Origin of the sequence: Sinorhizobium terangae (assembly GCF_009601505.1) — a bacterium.
Lineage (GTDB): Bacteria > Pseudomonadota > Alphaproteobacteria > Rhizobiales > Rhizobiaceae > Sinorhizobium > Sinorhizobium terangae.
Genome location: NZ_WITC01000070.1, coordinates 114,838 through 133,019, shown reverse-complemented (window position 1 = coordinate 133,019; position 18,182 = coordinate 114,838). Strand labels below are relative to the sequence as shown.

General features: G+C 62.7%; 11 protein-coding genes. 6 read left to right on the top strand and 5 right to left on the bottom strand.

The genetic code is table 11. From position 1 onward, the window contains the following. The coding region (locus GHK62_RS18715) for an isocitrate/isopropylmalate family dehydrogenase (RefSeq protein WP_234886957.1) at nt 1–312 on the top strand (312 nt) is incomplete at its 5' end. A gap of 154 nt (nt 313–466) precedes the next feature. Then, on the top strand, nt 467–1,165 hold the full coding sequence (locus GHK62_RS18710) for a phosphatase PAP2 family protein (protein ID WP_153440631.1): 699 nt from the start codon (nt 467–469) through the stop codon (nt 1,163–1,165). An 89-nt stretch (nt 1,166–1,254) separates the two neighbouring features. Here GHK62_RS18710 and GHK62_RS18705 read toward each other — a convergent pair whose 3' ends face one another. After that, nucleotides 1,255–3,144 (bottom strand): MFS transporter, encoded by a 1,890-nt coding sequence (locus tag GHK62_RS18705; RefSeq protein ID WP_153440630.1) that lies wholly within the window; start codon nt 3,142–3,144, stop codon nt 1,255–1,257. A 546-nt stretch (nt 3,145–3,690) separates the two neighbouring features. On the opposite strand from GHK62_RS18705, the gene GHK62_RS18695 reads away from it, so the two are divergent. Both GHK62_RS18695 and GHK62_RS18690 read left to right on the top strand, forming a co-directional pair. Beyond that, nucleotides 3,691–4,725, top strand: a complete 1,035-nt coding sequence (locus tag GHK62_RS18695; RefSeq protein WP_153440628.1) for an aspartate-semialdehyde dehydrogenase — start codon at nt 3,691–3,693, stop codon at nt 4,723–4,725. A gap of 200 nt (nt 4,726–4,925) precedes the next feature. After that, nucleotides 4,926–5,747, top strand: a complete 822-nt coding sequence (locus GHK62_RS18690) for a lytic murein transglycosylase (RefSeq protein ID WP_153440627.1) — start codon at nt 4,926–4,928, stop codon at nt 5,745–5,747. A gap of 217 nt (nt 5,748–5,964) precedes the next feature. Here the strand turns inward: GHK62_RS18690 and GHK62_RS18685 are convergent, their stop codons facing one another. Both GHK62_RS18685 and pdxY read right to left on the bottom strand, forming a co-directional pair. Then, the gene (locus GHK62_RS18685) at nt 5,965–6,612 is read right to left on the bottom strand and encodes a carbonic anhydrase (protein WP_153440626.1); all 648 of its coding nucleotides are present in this window, start codon (nt 6,610–6,612) and stop codon (nt 5,965–5,967) included. Nucleotides 6,613–6,827: 215 nt separating this feature from the next. Then, complete coding sequence (gene pdxY / locus GHK62_RS18680; protein ID WP_153440625.1) at nt 6,828–7,706, bottom strand: pyridoxal kinase PdxY; 879 nt, start codon at nt 7,704–7,706, stop codon at nt 6,828–6,830. Between the two features lie 283 nt (nt 7,707–7,989). On the opposite strand from pdxY, the gene GHK62_RS18675 reads away from it, so the two are divergent. After that, nucleotides 7,990–12,765, top strand: a complete 4,776-nt coding sequence (locus GHK62_RS18675) for an NAD-glutamate dehydrogenase (RefSeq protein ID WP_153440624.1) — start codon at nt 7,990–7,992, stop codon at nt 12,763–12,765. Between the two features lie 122 nt (nt 12,766–12,887). Further along, nucleotides 12,888–14,276: an MFS transporter gene (locus GHK62_RS18670; RefSeq protein ID WP_153440623.1), complete on the top strand. Its 1,389-nt coding sequence runs from the start codon at nt 12,888–12,890 to the stop codon at nt 14,274–14,276. A gap of 180 nt (nt 14,277–14,456) precedes the next feature. Here the strand turns inward: GHK62_RS18670 and purH are convergent, their stop codons facing one another. Together purH and GHK62_RS18660 are read right to left on the bottom strand one after the other, a co-directional pair. Beyond that, a complete protein-coding gene (gene purH, locus GHK62_RS18665; RefSeq protein WP_153440622.1) occupies nt 14,457–16,067 on the bottom strand; it encodes a bifunctional phosphoribosylaminoimidazolecarboxamide formyltransferase/IMP cyclohydrolase in 1,611 nt (536 codons plus the stop codon). 145 nt (nt 16,068–16,212) lie between these two features. Next, nucleotides 16,213–17,898 (bottom strand): heparinase II/III family protein, encoded by a 1,686-nt coding sequence (locus tag GHK62_RS18660; protein WP_153440621.1) that lies wholly within the window; start codon nt 17,896–17,898, stop codon nt 16,213–16,215. Nucleotides 17,899–18,182: the final 284 nt, after the last annotated feature.

The following is an 18,182-nucleotide window of genomic DNA, read 5'->3' as shown; positions in this document are numbered from 1 at the left end:
TCCGCCTCGCTCGGCGCGCCGGATCCGAAGACCGGCAAGCGCAAGGCGCTCTACGAGCCCGTGCACGGCTCGGCACCGGACATTGCCGGCAAGGGCATTGCCAACCCGATCGCCATGATCGCCTCCTTCGCCATGTGCCTGCGCTATTCCTTCAACCTCGTGAAGGAAGCCGACAACCTCGAAAAGGCGATCGCCAACGTGCTCGACAAGGGCATCCGCACCGGCGACATTATGGCGGAAGGCGCTCGCCAGGTCGGCACCACCGAGATGGGCGACGCGATCCTCGCCGAGTTCAAGGCGCTTTCGGCCTGATCCGGCACAACGACGCCTGACGTTCTTCCTTCGGCTCACGCCGATGAGGTTCGACAAAAACACCTCCGGAGACGCTTCCGGAGGTGTTTTTCATTCGGGTCTTGATTTCGTCGCGATCGGCTTCACATGCAGGAGGATGCCGAACAGGTCGGATATGAATCAACCGCTTGCTTCCACAGCCTGGATCTTCCTGACGACGCTGCTGCTCGTGCTCGCATTCGTCCCCTTCGATCCGCAATTGTCGCATTGGGCTCAGAACCTGCCGGACGAGATCGTCGAGTTCAACCGGGAGATCACCGATATCGGCAGCGCGGCCTGGATGATCTACACGTCGGCCCTGCTTCTGCTCGTCGCCTTCATTGTCCGACGTACGGCGCATCAGGACGCGCTTCGGCACAAGGCTCGAACCGCGCGCAATCTGTCCGCCTATTTTCTTCTGACGATCGGCACGGCAAGCACGGTGGTGCATGGACTGAAATTCCTGATCGGCCGCGCACGCCCGGAACTTTTCGCTGAATACGGCGCCTACAGCCTCACGCCCTTCACGAGCGACCGGCTGTTTGAAAGCTTCCCTTCGGGTCATTCAACGGCCGCCGGCGCCCTGTTCGGTGCCTTCGCGATGCTGATGCCGCAGTTGAGGCCCGTGTTTCTGATCCTGGCGCTGGCGATCGGCGTCTCGCGGGTGATCGTCGGCGCGCACTATCCGAGCGATGTCGCCGCCGGCCTGCTGCTCGGTCTTTGGGTCGCGATTATGGTCGCCTTCGTTTTTGCCCGGCAAGGCTGGCTCTTCCGGCTGGACGCAGGCGGCTGGCCGGCGCCGAAAAGAGCGACTTCCCAGCAAAAGGAAAAATAAAAAAGCCGGCGCGGAAGACCGCGCCGGAGTCAGGAGAGTTCGCCGGCGGGATGAGGAACGGGCTCTCCGCCCGCATCCCGCATCGTGATTTAGTCCATGGCGTGGATATCGCGGTCCTTGGTCTCGGGCAGGAACAACAGGCCGATGACCAGTGTGATGCCGGCGAAGACGATCGGATACCAGAGGCCGTAATAGATGTCGCCCCGGGCCGCGCTCATCGCGAAGGCCGTTGCCGGCAGCAGCCCACCGAACCAGCCGTTGCCGATATGGTAGGGCAACGACATGCCGGTGTAGCGGATACGGGTCGGGAAGAGCTCGACCAGCAGAGCCGCGATCGGGCCGTAGACCATCGTCACATAGATGACGAGGACGCTCAGCACGGCGATGATCGTCGTCCAGTTGACGCGGGCCGGATCGGCCACCATCGTGAAGGCGCCGCCCTTGTCGATCGCATAGACCGCCATTTCCTTGGCGCCGCCGACTTCTTCCTTCGTCAGCAGCTTGTCGGCAACCAGCTTGTCGGCCGGTACCATGGCCTTTTCGCCAGCGCGGACAGCAGCGGCGTCAAGCGCCAGTTCCGGATTGGCCGCGACGAAGGCGTCGAGCTTGGAATCCGGCACCTTGGCGACACCGCGCACGAGCGGGTAGCCGGCGGCCTGCAGCGCCATGTTGACCTGCTTGCTGAAGGCCGCGTCCTCGGCCTTCGCCTTGTCGCCGGCGGCAATCGCATCGTAGCTGGTGATCGTCGTTTCGCCGATCTTGACGGTCGCCGGTGTTCCCGCCGCCGCAGTGCTCACGACGTCATAGGGAACGGAGTTCTTGGTCAGGAAAGCAGTCGCGATGTCGCACGAGCTCGTGAACTTCTGCACGCCTGTCGGGTTGAACTGGAAATTGCAGTTGCCGGGAGCCGCCGTAACCGTGGCGCGGACATTCTCCTGGGCCTCGGCAAGCGCCGGGTTTCCGGCCCAGGTCAGCGCCTTGAACAGCGGGAAGTAGGTGAGCATGGCAAGCAGCAGGCCCGCCATGATGATCGGCTTGCGACCGATCTTGTCCGACAGCCAGCCGAAGACGACGAAGAAACCAGTGCCGATGAGCAGCGATGCGGCCACCATCAGGTTGGCCGACTGGCCGTCCACCTTCAGGACGCCCGTGAGGAAGAAAAGCGCGTAAAACTGGCCCGAGTACCAGACGACCGCCTGGCCGACCACCGCACCGAAGAGTGCCAGAATGGCAATCTTGGCATTCTTCCACTGGCCGAAGGCTTCCGTCAGAGGCGCTTTCGAGCCCTTGCCCTCTTCCTTCATCTTCTTGAAGGCGGGCGATTCGTTCATCTTCAGGCGGATCCAGACGGAAACGCCGAGAAGCACGCAGGAAAGCAGGAACGGCACGCGCCAGCCCCACTCGGCGAAGGCTTCCTTGCCGACCGCGAACTGCACGAGCAGGATCACCACCAGCGACAGGAAGAGACCGAGCGTTGCCGTCGTCTGGATCCACGAGGTGAAGTAGCCACGGCGCCCGTGCGGTGCGTGTTCAGCAACGTAGGTCGCGGCACCGCCATATTCGCCGCCAAGCGCCAGGCCCTGCAGCAGGCGCAGACCGATCAGGATGATCGGCGCGCTGATGCCGATGGAGGCCGAACCCGGCAGGACACCGACCAGGAAGGTCGACAGACCCATGATCAGGATGGTGACAAGGAACGTATATTTGCGGCCGACGAGGTCGCCGAGACGGCCGAAAACAAGCGCGCCGAACGGGCGCACCAGGAAGCCGGCCGCAAAAGCGAGCAACGCGAAGATGGACTGCGTTGTGGACGGATACTGGCTGAAGAAGGTCGCGCCGATATAAAGAGCAAGCGAACCATAAAGGTAGAAATCGTACCATTCGAAGACGGTACCGAGCGACGAAGCGAGGATAACTTTCCTCTCCTCACCGGTCATGGGGCCGGCTTTTGCGCCGTCCACGGTTGCGACATTTGCCATTTTGATGATCCTCCACTCCAAATTGGCATATTGGAGCGCCCATTCCCCGATCCGACGTTCCTCCCTGAACATCCGGACGTGGTGCGCCTTGTATGAAGATGTCAGAAAAGTAGTGCGCGAGGCAGCGATGCTTTCGGCTTATGACTTTGGTCTAATGCGGCGATCGGGCGCGCCGCCGGGGGGGATCACGCAAAAGTGCGGCGCGGCTCCCGCACTTTCGGCGCTGATGGCCGGGAAGCTATGGTGGCGGACAAGGGCCGCGGCTTGACTCTTGCCGAAAACCGCGTATGAGCAGCGGCGAACGAGGAAACTGCCATGCGACCGAACGGTCCGTCCATCGCTGCGCTGATCTTGCCGGTACCTGCCGGAGAGGCTCGCCATTTCTCGCTCGCTAGCAAAACAACGGCCAAAACGACGACGAAAACCGTCTGACGTCTCTGGCCCTCCGCTCTCTCCCCGGTCCGGCCGGGGACAGGAAACCTCGCGGGCGTTCCGCGCGGCTTCCCCCTCCACCAGACGAGGAGAGACAGAAAGAGAGCTTAGATCATGGGTTTCAAGATTGCAGTCGCAGGCGCCACCGGCAATGTCGGCCGGGAGATGCTGAACATCCTTTCGGAACGCGGTTTTCCCGCGGACGAAGTCGTGGCGCTCGCCTCGTCGCGCTCCATCGGTACCGAAGTTTCCTATGGCGACAAGACGCTGAAGGTCTCCAACCTCGAAACCTATGATTTTTCCGACACCGATATCTGCCTGATGTCGGCCGGCGGCGCGGTTTCGCAGAAGTATTCGCCGAAGATCGGCCAGCAGGGCTGCGTCGTCATCGACAATTCCTCCGCCTGGCGCTACGACGCCGAAGTCCCGCTGATCGTCCCGGAAGTCAACCCCGATGCGATCACGCTTTTCTCGAAGAAGAATATCATCGCCAACCCGAATTGCTCGACGGCCCAGCTCGTCGTCGCGTTGAAGCCGCTGCATGACCGCGCCACGATCAAGCGCGTCGTCGTTTCCACCTATCAGTCGGTGTCCGGCGCCGGCAAGGATGGCATGGACGAGCTCTTCAACCAGACCCGCGCCGTCTTTGTTGCCGACCCGATCGAGAGCAAGAAGTTCACGAAGCGCATCGCCTTCAACGTCATCCCGCACATCGACGTGTTCATGGAGGACGGCTACACCAAGGAAGAGTGGAAGGTCCTGGCCGAAACCAAGAAGATGCTCGATCCGAAGATCAAGGTGACCTGCACTGCCGTGCGCGTTCCCGTCTTCATCGGTCATTCGGAATCGGTCAATATCGAATTTGAGAACGAAATTACCGCTGACGAAGCGCGCGAGATCCTGCGCGAGGCGCCGGGTTGCCTGGTTGTCGACAAGCATGAGAACGGCGGCTACGTGACGCCCTATGAATGCGCCGGTGAGGATGCGACCTATATTTCGCGCATCCGCGAGGACGCGACGGTCGAGAACGGCCTCAATCTGTGGGTCGTCTCCGACAACCTGCGCAAGGGCGCCGCGCTCAACGCCATCCAGATCGCCGAATTGCTCGTCAACCGCGGCCTGGTCAAGCCACGCAAGCAGGCCGCTTGACCGGCCCCGCTTAAGCATTGAATGAAGCCCCGCCCGGTCCGCAAGCGGACCCCGCGGGGCTTGGCATTGGTTCTTCCGCCGGTGTTGGGCGGATTCACGTGAAACAGGACATCCCGTGACGCGGGGGCCAACAATATGGCCGGCAGAAGCGGGCGCGTTTTTTTGAAGACAAGCGATAGTTCGGGCAGATGGGGTATTTCATGCACAGGGCAAAGTGCGTAGTGGCGGGGCTTGCGGCCCTCGTTTCAACGACGATCCTTTCCTCGACCGCGGCGGCGGCCCAATGCGGCAATGACGGCAGCGGCTTTCAGGCCTGGGTGGCCGAGTTCAAGCAGCAAGCCGCCGGCAACGGCATCAGCCCCGCGGTCATCGACCAGGCGCTCTCCGGCGTTGCCTATAACAGGGCGACGATTCGCGCCGACCGCGGCCAGAAGAGCTTCAAGCTCTCGCTCGATCAGTTCATGCAGAAGCGTGGCGGCCAGACGATCATCTCGCGCGGCAAGAAGATGCGGGCGCAGAACGCCAGGCTCTTCGACAACATCGAGCAGCGCTTCGGCGTGCCGGCCGGTCCGCTGATCGCGATCTGGGGCATGGAGACCGGCTTCGGCTCGTTCATGGGCAAGGAACACACGCTCTCGGCCGTCTCGACGCTTGCCTATGACTGCCGGCGTTCGGACTACTTCACCAACCAGCTCTACGCGGCCCTGCAGCTCGTCGAGCGCGGCGACCTGAGCCCGGCTGCGCGGGGTGCGGCCCATGGCGAGATCGGACAGACCCAGTTCCTGCCAGTCAACGTCCTGAGATTTGGCGTGGACGGCGATGGCGACGGCCATATCGACATGGTCCGCTCCAAGGCGGATGCACTCGCCTCGACGGCAAACTTCCTGCGCGGCCATGGTTGGCAGCCGGGAGGCGGCTATCAGCCCGGCGAAGTCAATTATGCCGCGATCCAGGGATGGAACGCTGCCAGCGTCTATCAGCAGGCAATCGCCATCATCGGCGCCGAGATCGACGGCTACTGAGAAGACCCTCAGGTCACGACGATTTACCCCTCATCCGCCTGCCGGTACCTTCTCCCCGCGTGCGGAGAGAAGGGACGCGCGGCGCCGCGTTCGCTTGTTCAACTGAGCGCTCTCGTCCCCCTTTGAAGCGGGAGAGTGGATTGAGAGGACGCGGCAAAGTCCCTTCGCCCCGCTTGCGGGGAGAAGGTGGCCGGCAGGCCGGATGAGGGGCGAAAATTCACATGCCCGGCCGCGCAAAATCGCCGGTCTTGGCGTCCATCACCCAGAGCTCCCCGGTTGAGATGTCGAACCAGGCGCCATGCAGCTGCAGCTTGCCCTTTGCCTCCAGAATCTGGACGCAAGGGAAGGTGCGCAGGTTGGCGAGCGAATTGCGGATCGACACACGTTCGAGCGCGCGCTGGCGCTCCGCCTGGGTCATGAAATCGTTGCTCTGGATCTGTTCGGCGGCCGGCTTCAACAGGTTCATCCATCGCCCGATGAAATCGCCGGGAGACAAAGGTTCGGCATCGGGATCGAGCGCCGCCTTGATGCCGCCGCAGCGCCCATGTCCCATGACGACGATGTTGCTGACGCGCAGGGACTGAACCGCGAATTCGAGCGCGGCGGAGGTCGAGTGATAGTGCCCATCCGGCTCGTATGGCGGCATCATGTTGGCGACGTTGCGGATGACGAAGAGTTCTCCGGGACCGCTGTCGAAGATCGTTTCGGGTGCGGCCCGAGAATCGCAACAGGCGATAATCATCGTCTTCGGCTTCTGGCCGCTCTCGGCAAGCGTCTTGTAGCGTTGCTGCTGCTCGCTGAAGCGACCGCTCATGAAGTTGCGGTAGCCGGTTAGAAGATGTTCCGGAAAACCCTGCATATCCATCGATAACCCCGCGTCACTCACTCGTTCATTGCTCCATCGCCCCTGCTGCATGATTCCTTAAATCATGCAGCAATCCAAAGTGCTACCGCGACCTTTGCGCGTCTGAGTGAGACGCGCGGCGCTGCAGGATCAACGAAGCGTCGAAGTGTTACAGCGACCGTGGCGCGCCTGGAAGGGCGAAGCGCGCTTATGAGCCGTTTCTTTTATATCCGCGCCTATTTCTTCCGCACCTGGCTCGGGTGCAAGAGGCGCCGCATCTGCACCATGGCCATGGGCGTCGCCAGGCTCGACGCGTCCTGCTCGAGCGTCAGTTCGTCGGCGCCGCGCCGGGCGCTGCGCGCGATGATCTCGAACACGCTGGCAGTCGCCATCTGCAGCGCCCGCTCTTCGGAGAGCCCCTGGAGCAGCCGCGCCAGAAACACGGCGGCAAGCAGATCGCCGGTGCCGTTCGGCGGATTGTCGACCAGTCGATGCTCGGCCAGCAGCGCATGACTGCCGGAGAGGTAAAGATTGCCCGTGCCACCCGTCATCATCGGGATCGCCGACGTCACCAGCATGCGAGAAGGTCCGAGACCGAGCGCCGCGTCGAGGATCGCCGTATTCGTTTCAAGTGCTGCCCCGACGAGCCACGAGAGTTCGAACCGGTTGGGAGTCGCAAGTGTCGCCAATGGCAGCAGCCGGTCGCGCACCGCGGCCGCGATCTCCGCCGAAACATAAAGGCCGTTGCCATCACCGATGACGGGATCGCAGGCGTATAGCAGCTCGGGACTGCGCTCGCGCAACGCCGTCACCAGTTGCGCAACACCGTCAACCTGGGCCGGCGAGCAGAGATAGCCCGACAGAACGGCGCGCACTTCACCAGCCCAGCGTGCATTGACGAGGTCGTTCACGATCGAATGGAAGTCCGTGTCGGCGATCGTCACCCGTGTCGAGCGGCCGTGACCCGGATGCCATGGCAGGATCACCGTCGGCACGGCCCATACGCGATGCCCGAGCGTCTCCAGTGCGAAGACCGCGGCCCGGTTGCCGACCGTGCCGCGAACCACATGGCTTGAAATGACGATGACGGCGCCGGGTGCGGGCATTTCGGGCATCGGGCAGTTCCATTTCCTCGAATCAAAAGTGTGATCGCCCGACTGTCACAGGCCTGTCAACAGGGCCTGCCAGACAGGGACGAGACAGGCCTTCGGCGTTTTCGTGCGTTTCTAAGGTTTTTTGAGCAATATTCGTAAAATTGCCTTCGATTTAAATGGATTTAGGTCGAAACTGCGTGAATTTCTCCAAAATGCGGCTCGATTTTGCCGAAATCGGGCATAAAACGGTCGCCATTGGCCATGGTTCTGATAGGCTCGTCTATCACGAATGGGGAGAGAGTTCATGGGCGTGAAATACAATCCAAAACGGGACAGGCATATCGATGCGGCCAAGGCGGCTGCGGAGAAGATCGGCGCCGACGCGCTGGCGCCCGAGATCCTCTTCGGCGGGGCAAGCAACGACGACCTCGATCTCTACACTGCCGACATGCTGGCGCTGACCGCGGCGCATGCGCGCAAGGAACTGGCGCGCTGGGACGGCGGCAAGCCGCAGGTTTCGGTCGAGGCCGTGCCGGGGGTTGCGCCGGGTGGCATAGACGTCACGATCATCGCCATCACCGAACGCAACATGCCATTCCTCTATGATTCGATCATGGGCGAGGTGACGAGCACGCACCGCGACATCCACCTCGCGATCCATCCCATTCTGGTCATGGAACCGGGCAAGCCCATCAAGCCGTTCGATCCGGACGAGCAAAGCGATCCGGCGCACCGGGTGAGCCATATCCAGATCCACTTGAGCAAGCTCGCACCGCTCGAAGCGCGTTCGCTAAGCAAGCGCATTGCCGAGGTGCTGGATCAGGTCCACCAGGCGGTCCACGACTGGCCGGCGATGACGGCGCTGCTCAACCAGGCCATGCGGGAGCTGGGAGAGTATAATGCGTCGCGCAAGAAGAGCGATCGTGACGAAGCGCTCGCTTTCCTTCGCTGGCTAAGGGACAACAATTTCACCTTCCTCGGAATGCGAGAATATACCTATTCCGGCAAGGGCGAGAAGGCGAAGGTCGAACGCGGCAAGGGCAGGGGCCTCGGCCTTCTCTCCAATCCCGACGTCCGCGTGCTGCGTCAAGGCAAGGACGCCGTGCTGACGACGCCGGAAATCCTCGCCTTCCTCGACGGCCCCGACTTCCTGATCGTGACCAAGGCCAATGTGAAATCCGTCGTCCACCGCCGTGCCTATATGGACTACATCGGCGTCAAGCGCTTCGACGCCTCCGGCAACGTGGTCGGGGAACTCCGCATCGTCGGCCTCTTCACCTCGACGGCCTACACCCGCCAGGCTTCGGAAATACCGTTGCTCAGGCACAAGATCGAAAAGATCATCGACTATTTCGGCTACGATCCCCAGAGCCATTCCGGCAAGATGCTGGCAAACACGCTGGAATCCTATCCGCGCGATGACCTTTTCCAGATCGACGTCGGCCTGCTCGCCGCCTTCTGCGAGCAGATCAACGAACTAAGCGACCGGCCGCGCATCAGGGTGTTGCCGCGCATCGACCATTTCGACCGCTTCGTCTCGGTCCTCGTCTTCGTGCCGCGCGAACAATATGACTCGGATGTGCGCGAGAAGATCGGCAACTATCTGAAGACCGCCTATGACGGGCGCGTTTCCGCCTATTACCCTGCCTTCCCCGAAGGCGGGCTGGCACGCGTCCATTTCATCATTGGCCGCTACGCCGGCAAGACACCGCGCGTTCCTCAGGCGAAACTCGAGGAGGCGGTTCGCAGCATCGTTACCCGCTGGACCGATCGCTTCAATCTGCTTGCTCGCAAGGACGGCATCGAAATTGCGGTTGGCGAAGCCTATCAGGCCGCCTTCACACCGGCGGAGGCCTATGACGACCTCCACGACATCGCCGCCTGCAAGCTCGACGACCCGATCCGCATCTCGTTCTATCACAAGCAGAAAGAGCGGCCGGACACGCTGGAACTCAAGATCTTTCACGCACAGGATCCGGTTTCGCTCTCGCGTCGCGTGCCGCTCCTCGAAAATCTCGGATTCCGCGTCATCAGCGAGCAGACCTACGACATCGGCGTCAGCGCACATGCAGAAGAGCCGAGGCTCGTCGTTCTGCACGACATGGAACTCGTCCACCGGGACGGGCATGCGCTCAACCTCGCCAAAACGGGTGCGGCGCTCGAAGAGGCGTTCCTCGCCTCCTGGAATGGCACGACCGAGGACGACACCTTCAACCGGCTGATCCTGCTTGCGGGACTCACCGCGCGCGAGGTCACGGTGCTGCGCGCCTATGCGCGCTATCTGCGCCAGGCCGGCATCACCTATTCGCAGGGCTATATCGCCGACACGCTGAACAAATACCCGGCGATCGCTGCCGATATCTTCCGGCTGTTTGCGACGCGCATGGATCCGAAGACCGAGGTGAAGGCGCGCACGAAGAAAAGCAATGCCTTGCTTTCGGCGATCGAGGATGCGCTCTCGGCCGTGCCGAGCCTCGACGATGATCAGATCCTGCGCCGCTACGTCAACGTTGTCCAGTCGACGCTCCGGACGAACTATTTCCAGAGGGACGCGGACGGAAATCCACGCGCTGTCCTTGCTTTCAAGCTCGATCCGAAGCAGCTCGACGGCCTGCCCGAACCTCGACCTTTCCGCGAGATCTTCGTCTATGGCACCGAGGTCGAAGGCGTGCACCTGCGCTTCGGCAAGGTGGCGCGCGGCGGCCTTCGCTGGTCCGACCGGGCGCAGGACTACCGCACCGAGGTGCTTGGTCTCGTCAAGGCGCAGCAGGTCAAGAATGCTGTCATCGTCCCGGTTGGCGCCAAGGGCGGCTTCTATCCGAAGCAGCTGCCGGTCGGCGGCACGCGCGATGAAATTTTCAAGGCCGGTACCGAGGCTTACAAGACCTATATCCGCACGCTGCTGTCAGTAACGGACAACATCGTCGGCCAGGACGTCGTGCCGCCGGCCGATACGCTGAGGCTCGATGGCGACGATCCCTACTTCGTCGTCGCGGCAGACAAGGGCACCGCAACGTTCTCGGACACGGCCAACGGGCTCGCCCAGGAAGCCGGCTTCTGGCTCGACGATGCCTTCGCGTCCGGCGGCTCGGCGGGCTACGACCATAAGAAGATGGGAATTACCGCCCGCGGCGCCTGGGAAGCCGTCAAGCGTCATTTCCGCGAAATGGACATCGACATCCAGACGACGCCCTTTACCGTCGCCGGCGTCGGCGACATGTCCGGCGACGTTTTCGGCAACGGCATGCTGCTTTCGGAGAAGATCCGGCTGATCGCCGCCTTCGACCATCGCGACATCTTCATCGATCCGAATCCGGATACCGACCTTTCCTTCGCCGAGCGCAAGCGCATGTTCGCCTTGCCGCGCTCGAGCTGGCAGGACTATGACCGCAAGGCGCTGTCGCAGGGCGCGATGATCATCTCGCGCGCCGAGAAGTCCGTGACGCTGACGCCGGAAGCGATGGCGATAATCGGCATCGACAAGCCGAAGGCAACCCCCTTCGAGATCATGAACGCCATCCTGAAGAGCCAGGTCGACCTGCTCTGGTTCGGCGGCATCGGCACCTATGTGCGCGGCAGCAATGAAACGGACGCCGAGGTCGGCGACCGCACCAACGACGCGATCCGCGTCACGGCGGAAGAAGTGCGTGCCCGCGTCATCGGCGAGGGCGCCAATCTCGGCGTCACCCAGAAGGGGCGCATCGGCTTCTCGCTCGCTGGCGGGCGCTGCAATTCCGATGCGATCGACAACTCGGCCGGCGTCAACTCCTCCGACGTCGAGGTCAACATCAAGATCGCGCTTGCCTCGGCCATGCGGGACGATCGTCTGACGAGGGCGAAGCGCAACACGCTTCTGGCGTCGATGACCGACGAGGTGGCGCATCTCGTGCTGCGCAACAACTACCAGCAATCGCTGGCGATCTCGCTCACGGAAATGCAAGGGCTCGCGAACCGCACGTCGCTTGCACGGCTGATGGCGCGGCTCGAGGCCGACGGCCATCTCAACCGCAAGGTCGAGACGCTGCCGACGGAGCTCGCCATGAGCGAGCGTTACCAGGCGGGCAAGCCGCTGACACGGCCCGAGATCGGCGTTTTGCTCTCCTATGCGAAGCTGGTGCTGTTCGATGAGCTGATCGTCGGCGATCTGCCGGACGATCCCTATTTCACTGCGACGCTCGAGCGCTATTTCCCGGCAAAGATGCGTAAGACCTATGCCGGCGACATCCGCGGGCACCGGCTGCGCCGTGAGATCATCGCGACTGTCCTCGGCAACGAAACGATCAACCGCGGCGGTCCCGCCTTCGTTTCGACTTTGACGGACGCGACCGGCTTCCTTTCCAGCGATGTCGTCAAGGCGGCCGTGCTGGCGCTCGACGGCTTCGACCTGCAGCGGATTTACGCAGAGATCGACGCGCTCGACAACAAGATCAGCGGCGCGGTCCAGAACGCGCTTTACCAGGAAGTGGGCCACATCTTCACCCTCGTCACCGAGAGGGCATTGCGCACGCGCGCCGCAAGCGGCCCGGTTTCGGATGCGGTTTCGCGCCTGCGTGACGGCCTGCAGAAGCTGCGCGGCACGATGCGCGCCGCGATTTCCGAAGAAGCGCGATTGAAGGCCGCGGCCTTCATCGAAAGCGGCGTACCGGCAAAGCTCGCGGAGGAAATTGCCGAACTGTCGCTGATGACCCTGGTGCCGGAGATCATGCAAATCGCCACCGAAACCAAGGAAACGCTGAGCCGTACCGCGCAGAGCTATTTCACGGTGACGGAGAACCTCGGAATCAACCGGCTGCTCGCCGCCGCCGACCGGGTTCCGGCCACGGAGCAGTTCGAAGCGATGGCGCTTTCGCGCGCCGTCACCGATATTGGCGTCGCAAGGCGCGACATCACGATCGCGGCTCTCGTCGAGCAGAAGGGCGAACGCAATCCCGTGCTCGCCTGGCACGAAAGCGATCGCCAACGTGTCTCTCGCGTCGGCGACCAGTTGAAGCTGCTCACCGAAAAGGGCGAGACGACACTCGCCAAGATTACTGTCGCCGCCGGCCTGCTCAACGACCTTGCACGCGCCAAGGCGAAATGACACAGTCCGTCCGGGCAATCCGCCCGGAGGACTGATTCCGCTTCGGGTTTAATCGCGATTTCAACGCGTTATCGGCCCTCGCCAAACAGTCGACGAGGGCCGATAAATTCCGGGAGGGGAAATTGGACGTTACGGCCGAAGCGAGAGAGCAGCCCGGGGCGTCACGCCTCGGCATCATCGGCTGGATGCTGTTCGACTGGGCCGCGCAGCCTTTCTTCACCGTCATCACCACCTTCATCTTCGCGCCCTATTTCGTATCCCGGCTCACGGCCGACCATGTGCAAGGGCAGGCGATCTGGGGCTATACGCTTACCGTCTCCGGCATCATCATCGCGGTTCTTTCGCCGGTGCTTGGCGCGATCGCCGACGCGACCGGACCACGCAAGCCCTGGATCGGCTTTTTCGCCGTCATCAAGATCGCCTCGCTCGCAATGCTGTGGTTCGCCGCCCCGGGCTCGCCCATCCTCTATCCCGCGATCTTTCTCGCTCTGGCGACCGTCGCTGCCGAATTTTCGATCGTCTTCAATGATTCGATGATGACGCGGCTGGTGAGCGAAAAAGAAGTGGGCCGCGTCTCGAACATTGCCTGGGGGCTCGGCTATCTCGGCGGCATGATCGTCTTGATTGCCGTCGTAGCGCTCATTGCCGGAAATCCCGCGACGGGCAAGACGGCACTGGGCCTCGACCCGATCTTCGGCCTCGATCCGTCCAAGGGGGAAGACGCCCGCATCACCGGACCGATCTCGGCCGTCTGGTACTTGATATTCATTCTGCCGATGTTCCTGTTCACCCCGGATGCGGAGAAGGCGACGATGTCGCTGTGGAACGCGACGGCCAGTGGACTCAAGGAACTTGAGGGCACACTCCGGGAACTAAAGGAGAGAGCAGGTATCCTGCGTTTTCTGATCGCGCGGATGATCTTCCAGGACGGTGTTAACGGCTTGCTCGCGCTTGGCGGCACCTTCGCAGCCGGAATGTTCGGCTGGCAGACGATAGAACTCGGCCTCTATGGAATGATTCTCAACGTTGTTGCGATTGCAGGCTGCCTCTATGCGAGTCGGCTTGACGCACGGCTCGGCTCGAAAACGATTGTCGTTGCCAGCCTCGTCTGTCTCACCATCGCCACGCTCGGCATCGTCTCGACCGGGCCAGGCTTTACGCTGTTCGGGCTGCTGACGCTTCCGACAGAAGACTCCGGCGGCCTCTTCGGCACGGCGGCGGAGAAGGCATATATTCTCTACGGCCTCCTGGTCGGCATCGCCTTCGGGCCAGTTCAGGCCTCGTCCCGTTCCTACCTCGCCCGAAGCGTCGCGGTCGAGGAAGCCGGCCGCTATTTCGGCCTCTATGCCCTTTCCGGGCGCGCGACTTCGTTTCTCGCTCCCGCCTCCGTCGCAACGATCACGGTGATGACCGATTCCGCGCGCATCGGCATGATGGCGCTGGTCGCTTTCCTCGCCATGGGTCTCTTCATCCTTCTGCGCACACCCTATCCGGCGCATCGCCCGGCATAAAAAAGGCCCGTTGCGCGGCAGGCGCGGGGGCGTTGCCACCTCGAAGGGTGAACGGCGTGAATAGTGTCCGCGCACCACTCGGCCGTCATTCTCGGGCTTGTCCCGAGGATGACGAGAGGCGAGCGGGGGTGCTCAACTGTTACAGCGCTGCGCCCGCTTGCGTAGTGACGCTTGAGCCACTCAATGCCGGAAATGGCGCATGCCGGTGAAGACCATGGCAACGTTGTGCTCGTTTGCCGCGGCGATCACCTCTTCGTCACGCATCGAGCCGCCCGGCTGGATGACGGCCGTGGCGCCGGCGGCGATTGCCGACAGGAGGCCGTCGGCGAAGGGCAGGAAGGCCTCCGATGCGACAGCCGAGCCGCGGGTCAGCGGTTCGGCGAGTCCCAGCGCCTTGGCGGCTTCCTCCGCCTTGATGGCGGCAATCCGGGCCGAATCGACGCGGCTCATCTGACCGGCACCGATGCCGGCCGTCTGGCCGTCCTTGGCATAGACGATGGCGTTCGACTTGACGTGCTTCGCCACCTTGAAGGCGAATTTCATGTCTTCGAGCTCCTGCGCGGTCGGTGCGCGCTTGGTCACGACCTTGAGTTCGAGATCCTCGACCATGCCGTTGTCGCGCGTCTGGACGAGCAGGCCGCCTGCGACCGTCTTTGCGGAAAGACCCGGCACGCGCGGATCCGGCAAGCCGCCGGTCGCGAGCAGCCGAAGGTTCGGCTTGCGCGCGATGATCGCCTTCGCCTCGTCGCTGACCGACGGTGCAATGATGACTTCCGTGAAGAGCTTGACGATCTCGTCCGCCGTCTCGGCATCGAGCTCCTGGTTGAGCGCGATGATACCGCCGAAGGCGGAGGTGGAATCGCAGGCAAGCGCCCGGCGGTAGGCTTCCGCAAGCGACGGCGCCGTCGCGACGCCGCAGGGGTTGGCGTGCTTGATGATGGCGCAGGCCGGCGCCTTCTCCGGCAGGAACTCGGCCACGAGCTCGAAGGCGGCGTCGGTGTCGTTGATGTTGTTGTAGGAAAGCTGCTTGCCCTGCAGCAGCGTGGCGGTCGCGACCCCCGGCCGGTTTTCGCCGGTCACGTAGAAGCCTGCCTTCTGATGCGGGTTTTCGCCGTAGCGCATCTCCTCCTTGAGCACGCCGCCAATCACGCGATGCCGCGGCATCGGCGTATCGAGAACGTCGGCGAACCAGTTGGAGATCGCGGCATCGTAGGCGGCCGTGCGGGCATAAGCCTTTGCGGCCATTTTCTGGCGGAAGGCATAGCGCGTCGTGCCGCCGGCGATTTCTTCGAGCAGCGGCGCATAGTCGGCAGGATCGGTGACGATCGTCACATAGGCATGGTTCTTCGCCGAAGCCCGGATCATCGCCGGACCGCCGATGTCGATGTTCTCGACCGTCGTCGGATAATCGCCGCCCTTGGCGCGAACCTCCTCGAACGGATAGAGATTGATGACGGCGAGATCGATGGCGGTGATGCCGTGCTTGCCCATCGCCGCGACGTGCTCGGCATCATCGCGAATGGCGAGCAGGCCGCCATGAACATCGGGGTGAAGCGTCTTGACGCGGCCATCCATGACCTCCGGAAAGCCGGTCAGTTCAGAAACGTCGCTGACCGGAAGCCCGGCGTCCGACAGTGCCTTGTGCGTGCCGCCGGTGGAAACAAGGCGTACGCCCTTGTCATGAAGAGCACGCGCGAGCTCGACGATGCCGGTCTTGTCGGAAACCGAGAGGAGGGCGGTGCGGATCCGGACTTCGTCCGGGGCGGGGATTTTCTTGGAGGCGACAGCCATCAACCATGCTCCTTTGGCGGCGCCGGACGCTTGGGGAGGAAAGGTGCCGGCGATTGGGATGGCTGCCCGTTAGCATAGCTTGCCCCGTGAAGAAACCTTCGCCACGGCCAACAGCGGAAAATAGGCGACGCCCTAGGCTCAGGACCTAGCTCTCGCGGGTAAGGGTCCACTGGATTTCGGGCTGTGCAGCGACGGCAAAGGTGACGGTTATCTGCGAGGAGGCGCGCACACCCGAGGGGTCGGCGAAGAAGATATCCTCCTCGATCGCCAGTTCCCCATCCCGGCAGGCGAAGAGCCAGGCTTCACCATCGGGCGCGGCGAGATAGACCTCGCTGTCGCTCGCCCGCCGCATCGCGATCGCGGGGTGGATATGAAAGCGGGCGACTGCAATGGCGGCGCTGGCGGCATCCGGATCGCCGCCATCCCCTCGCGAAAGGCGATCGCGGCCACGAAGCAGCCGGCCTCCGTTCAAGACGCTGATATCGCGTTCATGAAGCAGGCCGAAAGAGGCGAGATAGCCGTCGTGACTGGCCCAGATGGACTGGATGCGGCCCGGCTCGTCCTTTCGCTCGACCAGCACCGCCGAGAGCCCGGACGTCATGATCGGCCCGAGGAAACGCGAATGGGAAAAGCGGCACGAGGACGTATCGTTGACCGTCACCGTGGAATGCGCGGCGGTCGCCCGGGCCATCTGGCGGAATCGCTCGCCGGCAAACTTCGGTGCGCCGGAGTTGATGACGAAGCGGTTCCTGCCCGATGACATCTCGAAGGAGAGGCAGCCCGCATGGGCACTGCGCGAAAGGTCGATCGAAAGCGGGCGCCCGGTATCCATGATGACGACGGTTTCGCCGAGCGACAGCCGCTCATAATTTGCATGGGGCAGCGAGTGAAACGGCTCGCCGGCCGTTTCGTCATATCGCAGCACCGAGGCGAGTTCGTGCGCCAGAACGGAGGTCGCGCCATTGAAAAGCGCGAGTTCGCCGCCCTGGTGGCGGAAGAAACGCAAGGCCGGATACATCCGGTCGATGCAGGGAATAAGCCGCGAGGGCACATCGTGGCCAAGATTGACATAGGTTTGCCTGAGCGGCAGCAGATCTAGCAGAAGCTCGAGCCCCGCTCTGGGGCTGCGCGAAGAATGCGCTCCGTCCGGCAGGATCTGGCGATCGAGTTCCAAATCGAGATTGCGGGAGGCCTTACGGATGGCGGAAGCGGACGCCGGCATCGACACGGATGCCATGGCGAGCGCCATGCGCACGCGCAGGCGCGCCTCGCCGTCGCAGACCGTATCCGCAATGTGCCGAAGGTAGCGAACCTGGAAAGCCAGGCTTTTAAGGAAGCGGCGGTAGAACCCGTGTTCGGCGTTTCTGAGCACCACCGGCGAATGCGACAGCCAGGCGATGATGCGCTGGGCGATTACGTCGGCTTCCCAGGAGATGCCGCCGATGGTGCGGCCGTGGCTGCCGATCCAGTCGTCGACGATCTGTCGGAGCCTGACATAGCCGGCATCGTCGCGGATCGCGCGCAGATGCCTGAGCCAGCCGAAGGAATGGAGCCGGACCGCAAACTCGTGCGACGGCAAATCGATCTCGAAGGGGGATTCACCTTCAGTATCGAGCACGCGGCCGGCGAGCGGAAAGCGGCCCGCAAGGATCTCTTCGGCAACGAAGGGATCGATCGCCCTCAAGTCGGTCGGCGCAACGATCAGCCGATCGGGCGTTGATCCGGCAAAGCGCATCGCCGTCGAGCGGCCGAGCGCGATGCGGCGCGAAAATCGGCGCCAGCCCTCCCGCAGATACAGGTAAAGAAGCCTTTGCTTACCGGAAAACACCATCAGCGCCCGTCGGTTTCCTTATGCCTGCAACGGACCCTTTCGAAGCGCCTGAGGCTGCTGCACGTCCTAAAATCTACTCCGATTCAGGGGACATGCAGCAATTCCAAGTGCTACAGCGACCTTGGCGCCCAGAAAGACGCGCGGCGCTGCAGCGCATGCCCGGCTCGCGCCAGAATCCCTTTCCAGCAGATGGTGCCGGAAAGACCATTAAACTTTTATCAATCCTGTAAATATTGATAGGCCGACGGCCCGATAGCGTCAATTGTCGCGGCAAAACAGCCTGT

Coding starts and splice junctions, on each gene's coding strand:
- purH (WP_153440622.1), bottom strand. CDS start 16,067: ATGGCTGTCGCCTCCAAGAAAATCCCCGCCCCGGACGAAGTCCGGATC.
- GHK62_RS18660 (WP_153440621.1), bottom strand. CDS start 17,898: ATGGTGTTTTCCGGTAAGCAAAGGCTTCTTTACCTGTATCTGCGGGAG.
- pdxY (WP_153440625.1), bottom strand. CDS start 7,706: ATGCCCGAAATGCCCGCACCCGGCGCCGTCATCGTCATTTCAAGCCAT.
- GHK62_RS18685 (WP_153440626.1), bottom strand. CDS start 6,612: ATGGATATGCAGGGTTTTCCGGAACATCTTCTAACCGGCTACCGCAAC.
- GHK62_RS18675 (WP_153440624.1), top strand. CDS start 7,990: ATGGGCGTGAAATACAATCCAAAACGGGACAGGCATATCGATGCGGCC.
- GHK62_RS18705 (WP_153440630.1), bottom strand. CDS start 3,144: ATGGCAAATGTCGCAACCGTGGACGGCGCAAAAGCCGGCCCCATGACC.
- GHK62_RS18690 (WP_153440627.1), top strand. CDS start 4,926: ATGCACAGGGCAAAGTGCGTAGTGGCGGGGCTTGCGGCCCTCGTTTCA.
- GHK62_RS18710 (WP_153440631.1), top strand. CDS start 467: ATGAATCAACCGCTTGCTTCCACAGCCTGGATCTTCCTGACGACGCTG.
- GHK62_RS18695 (WP_153440628.1), top strand. CDS start 3,691: ATGGGTTTCAAGATTGCAGTCGCAGGCGCCACCGGCAATGTCGGCCGG.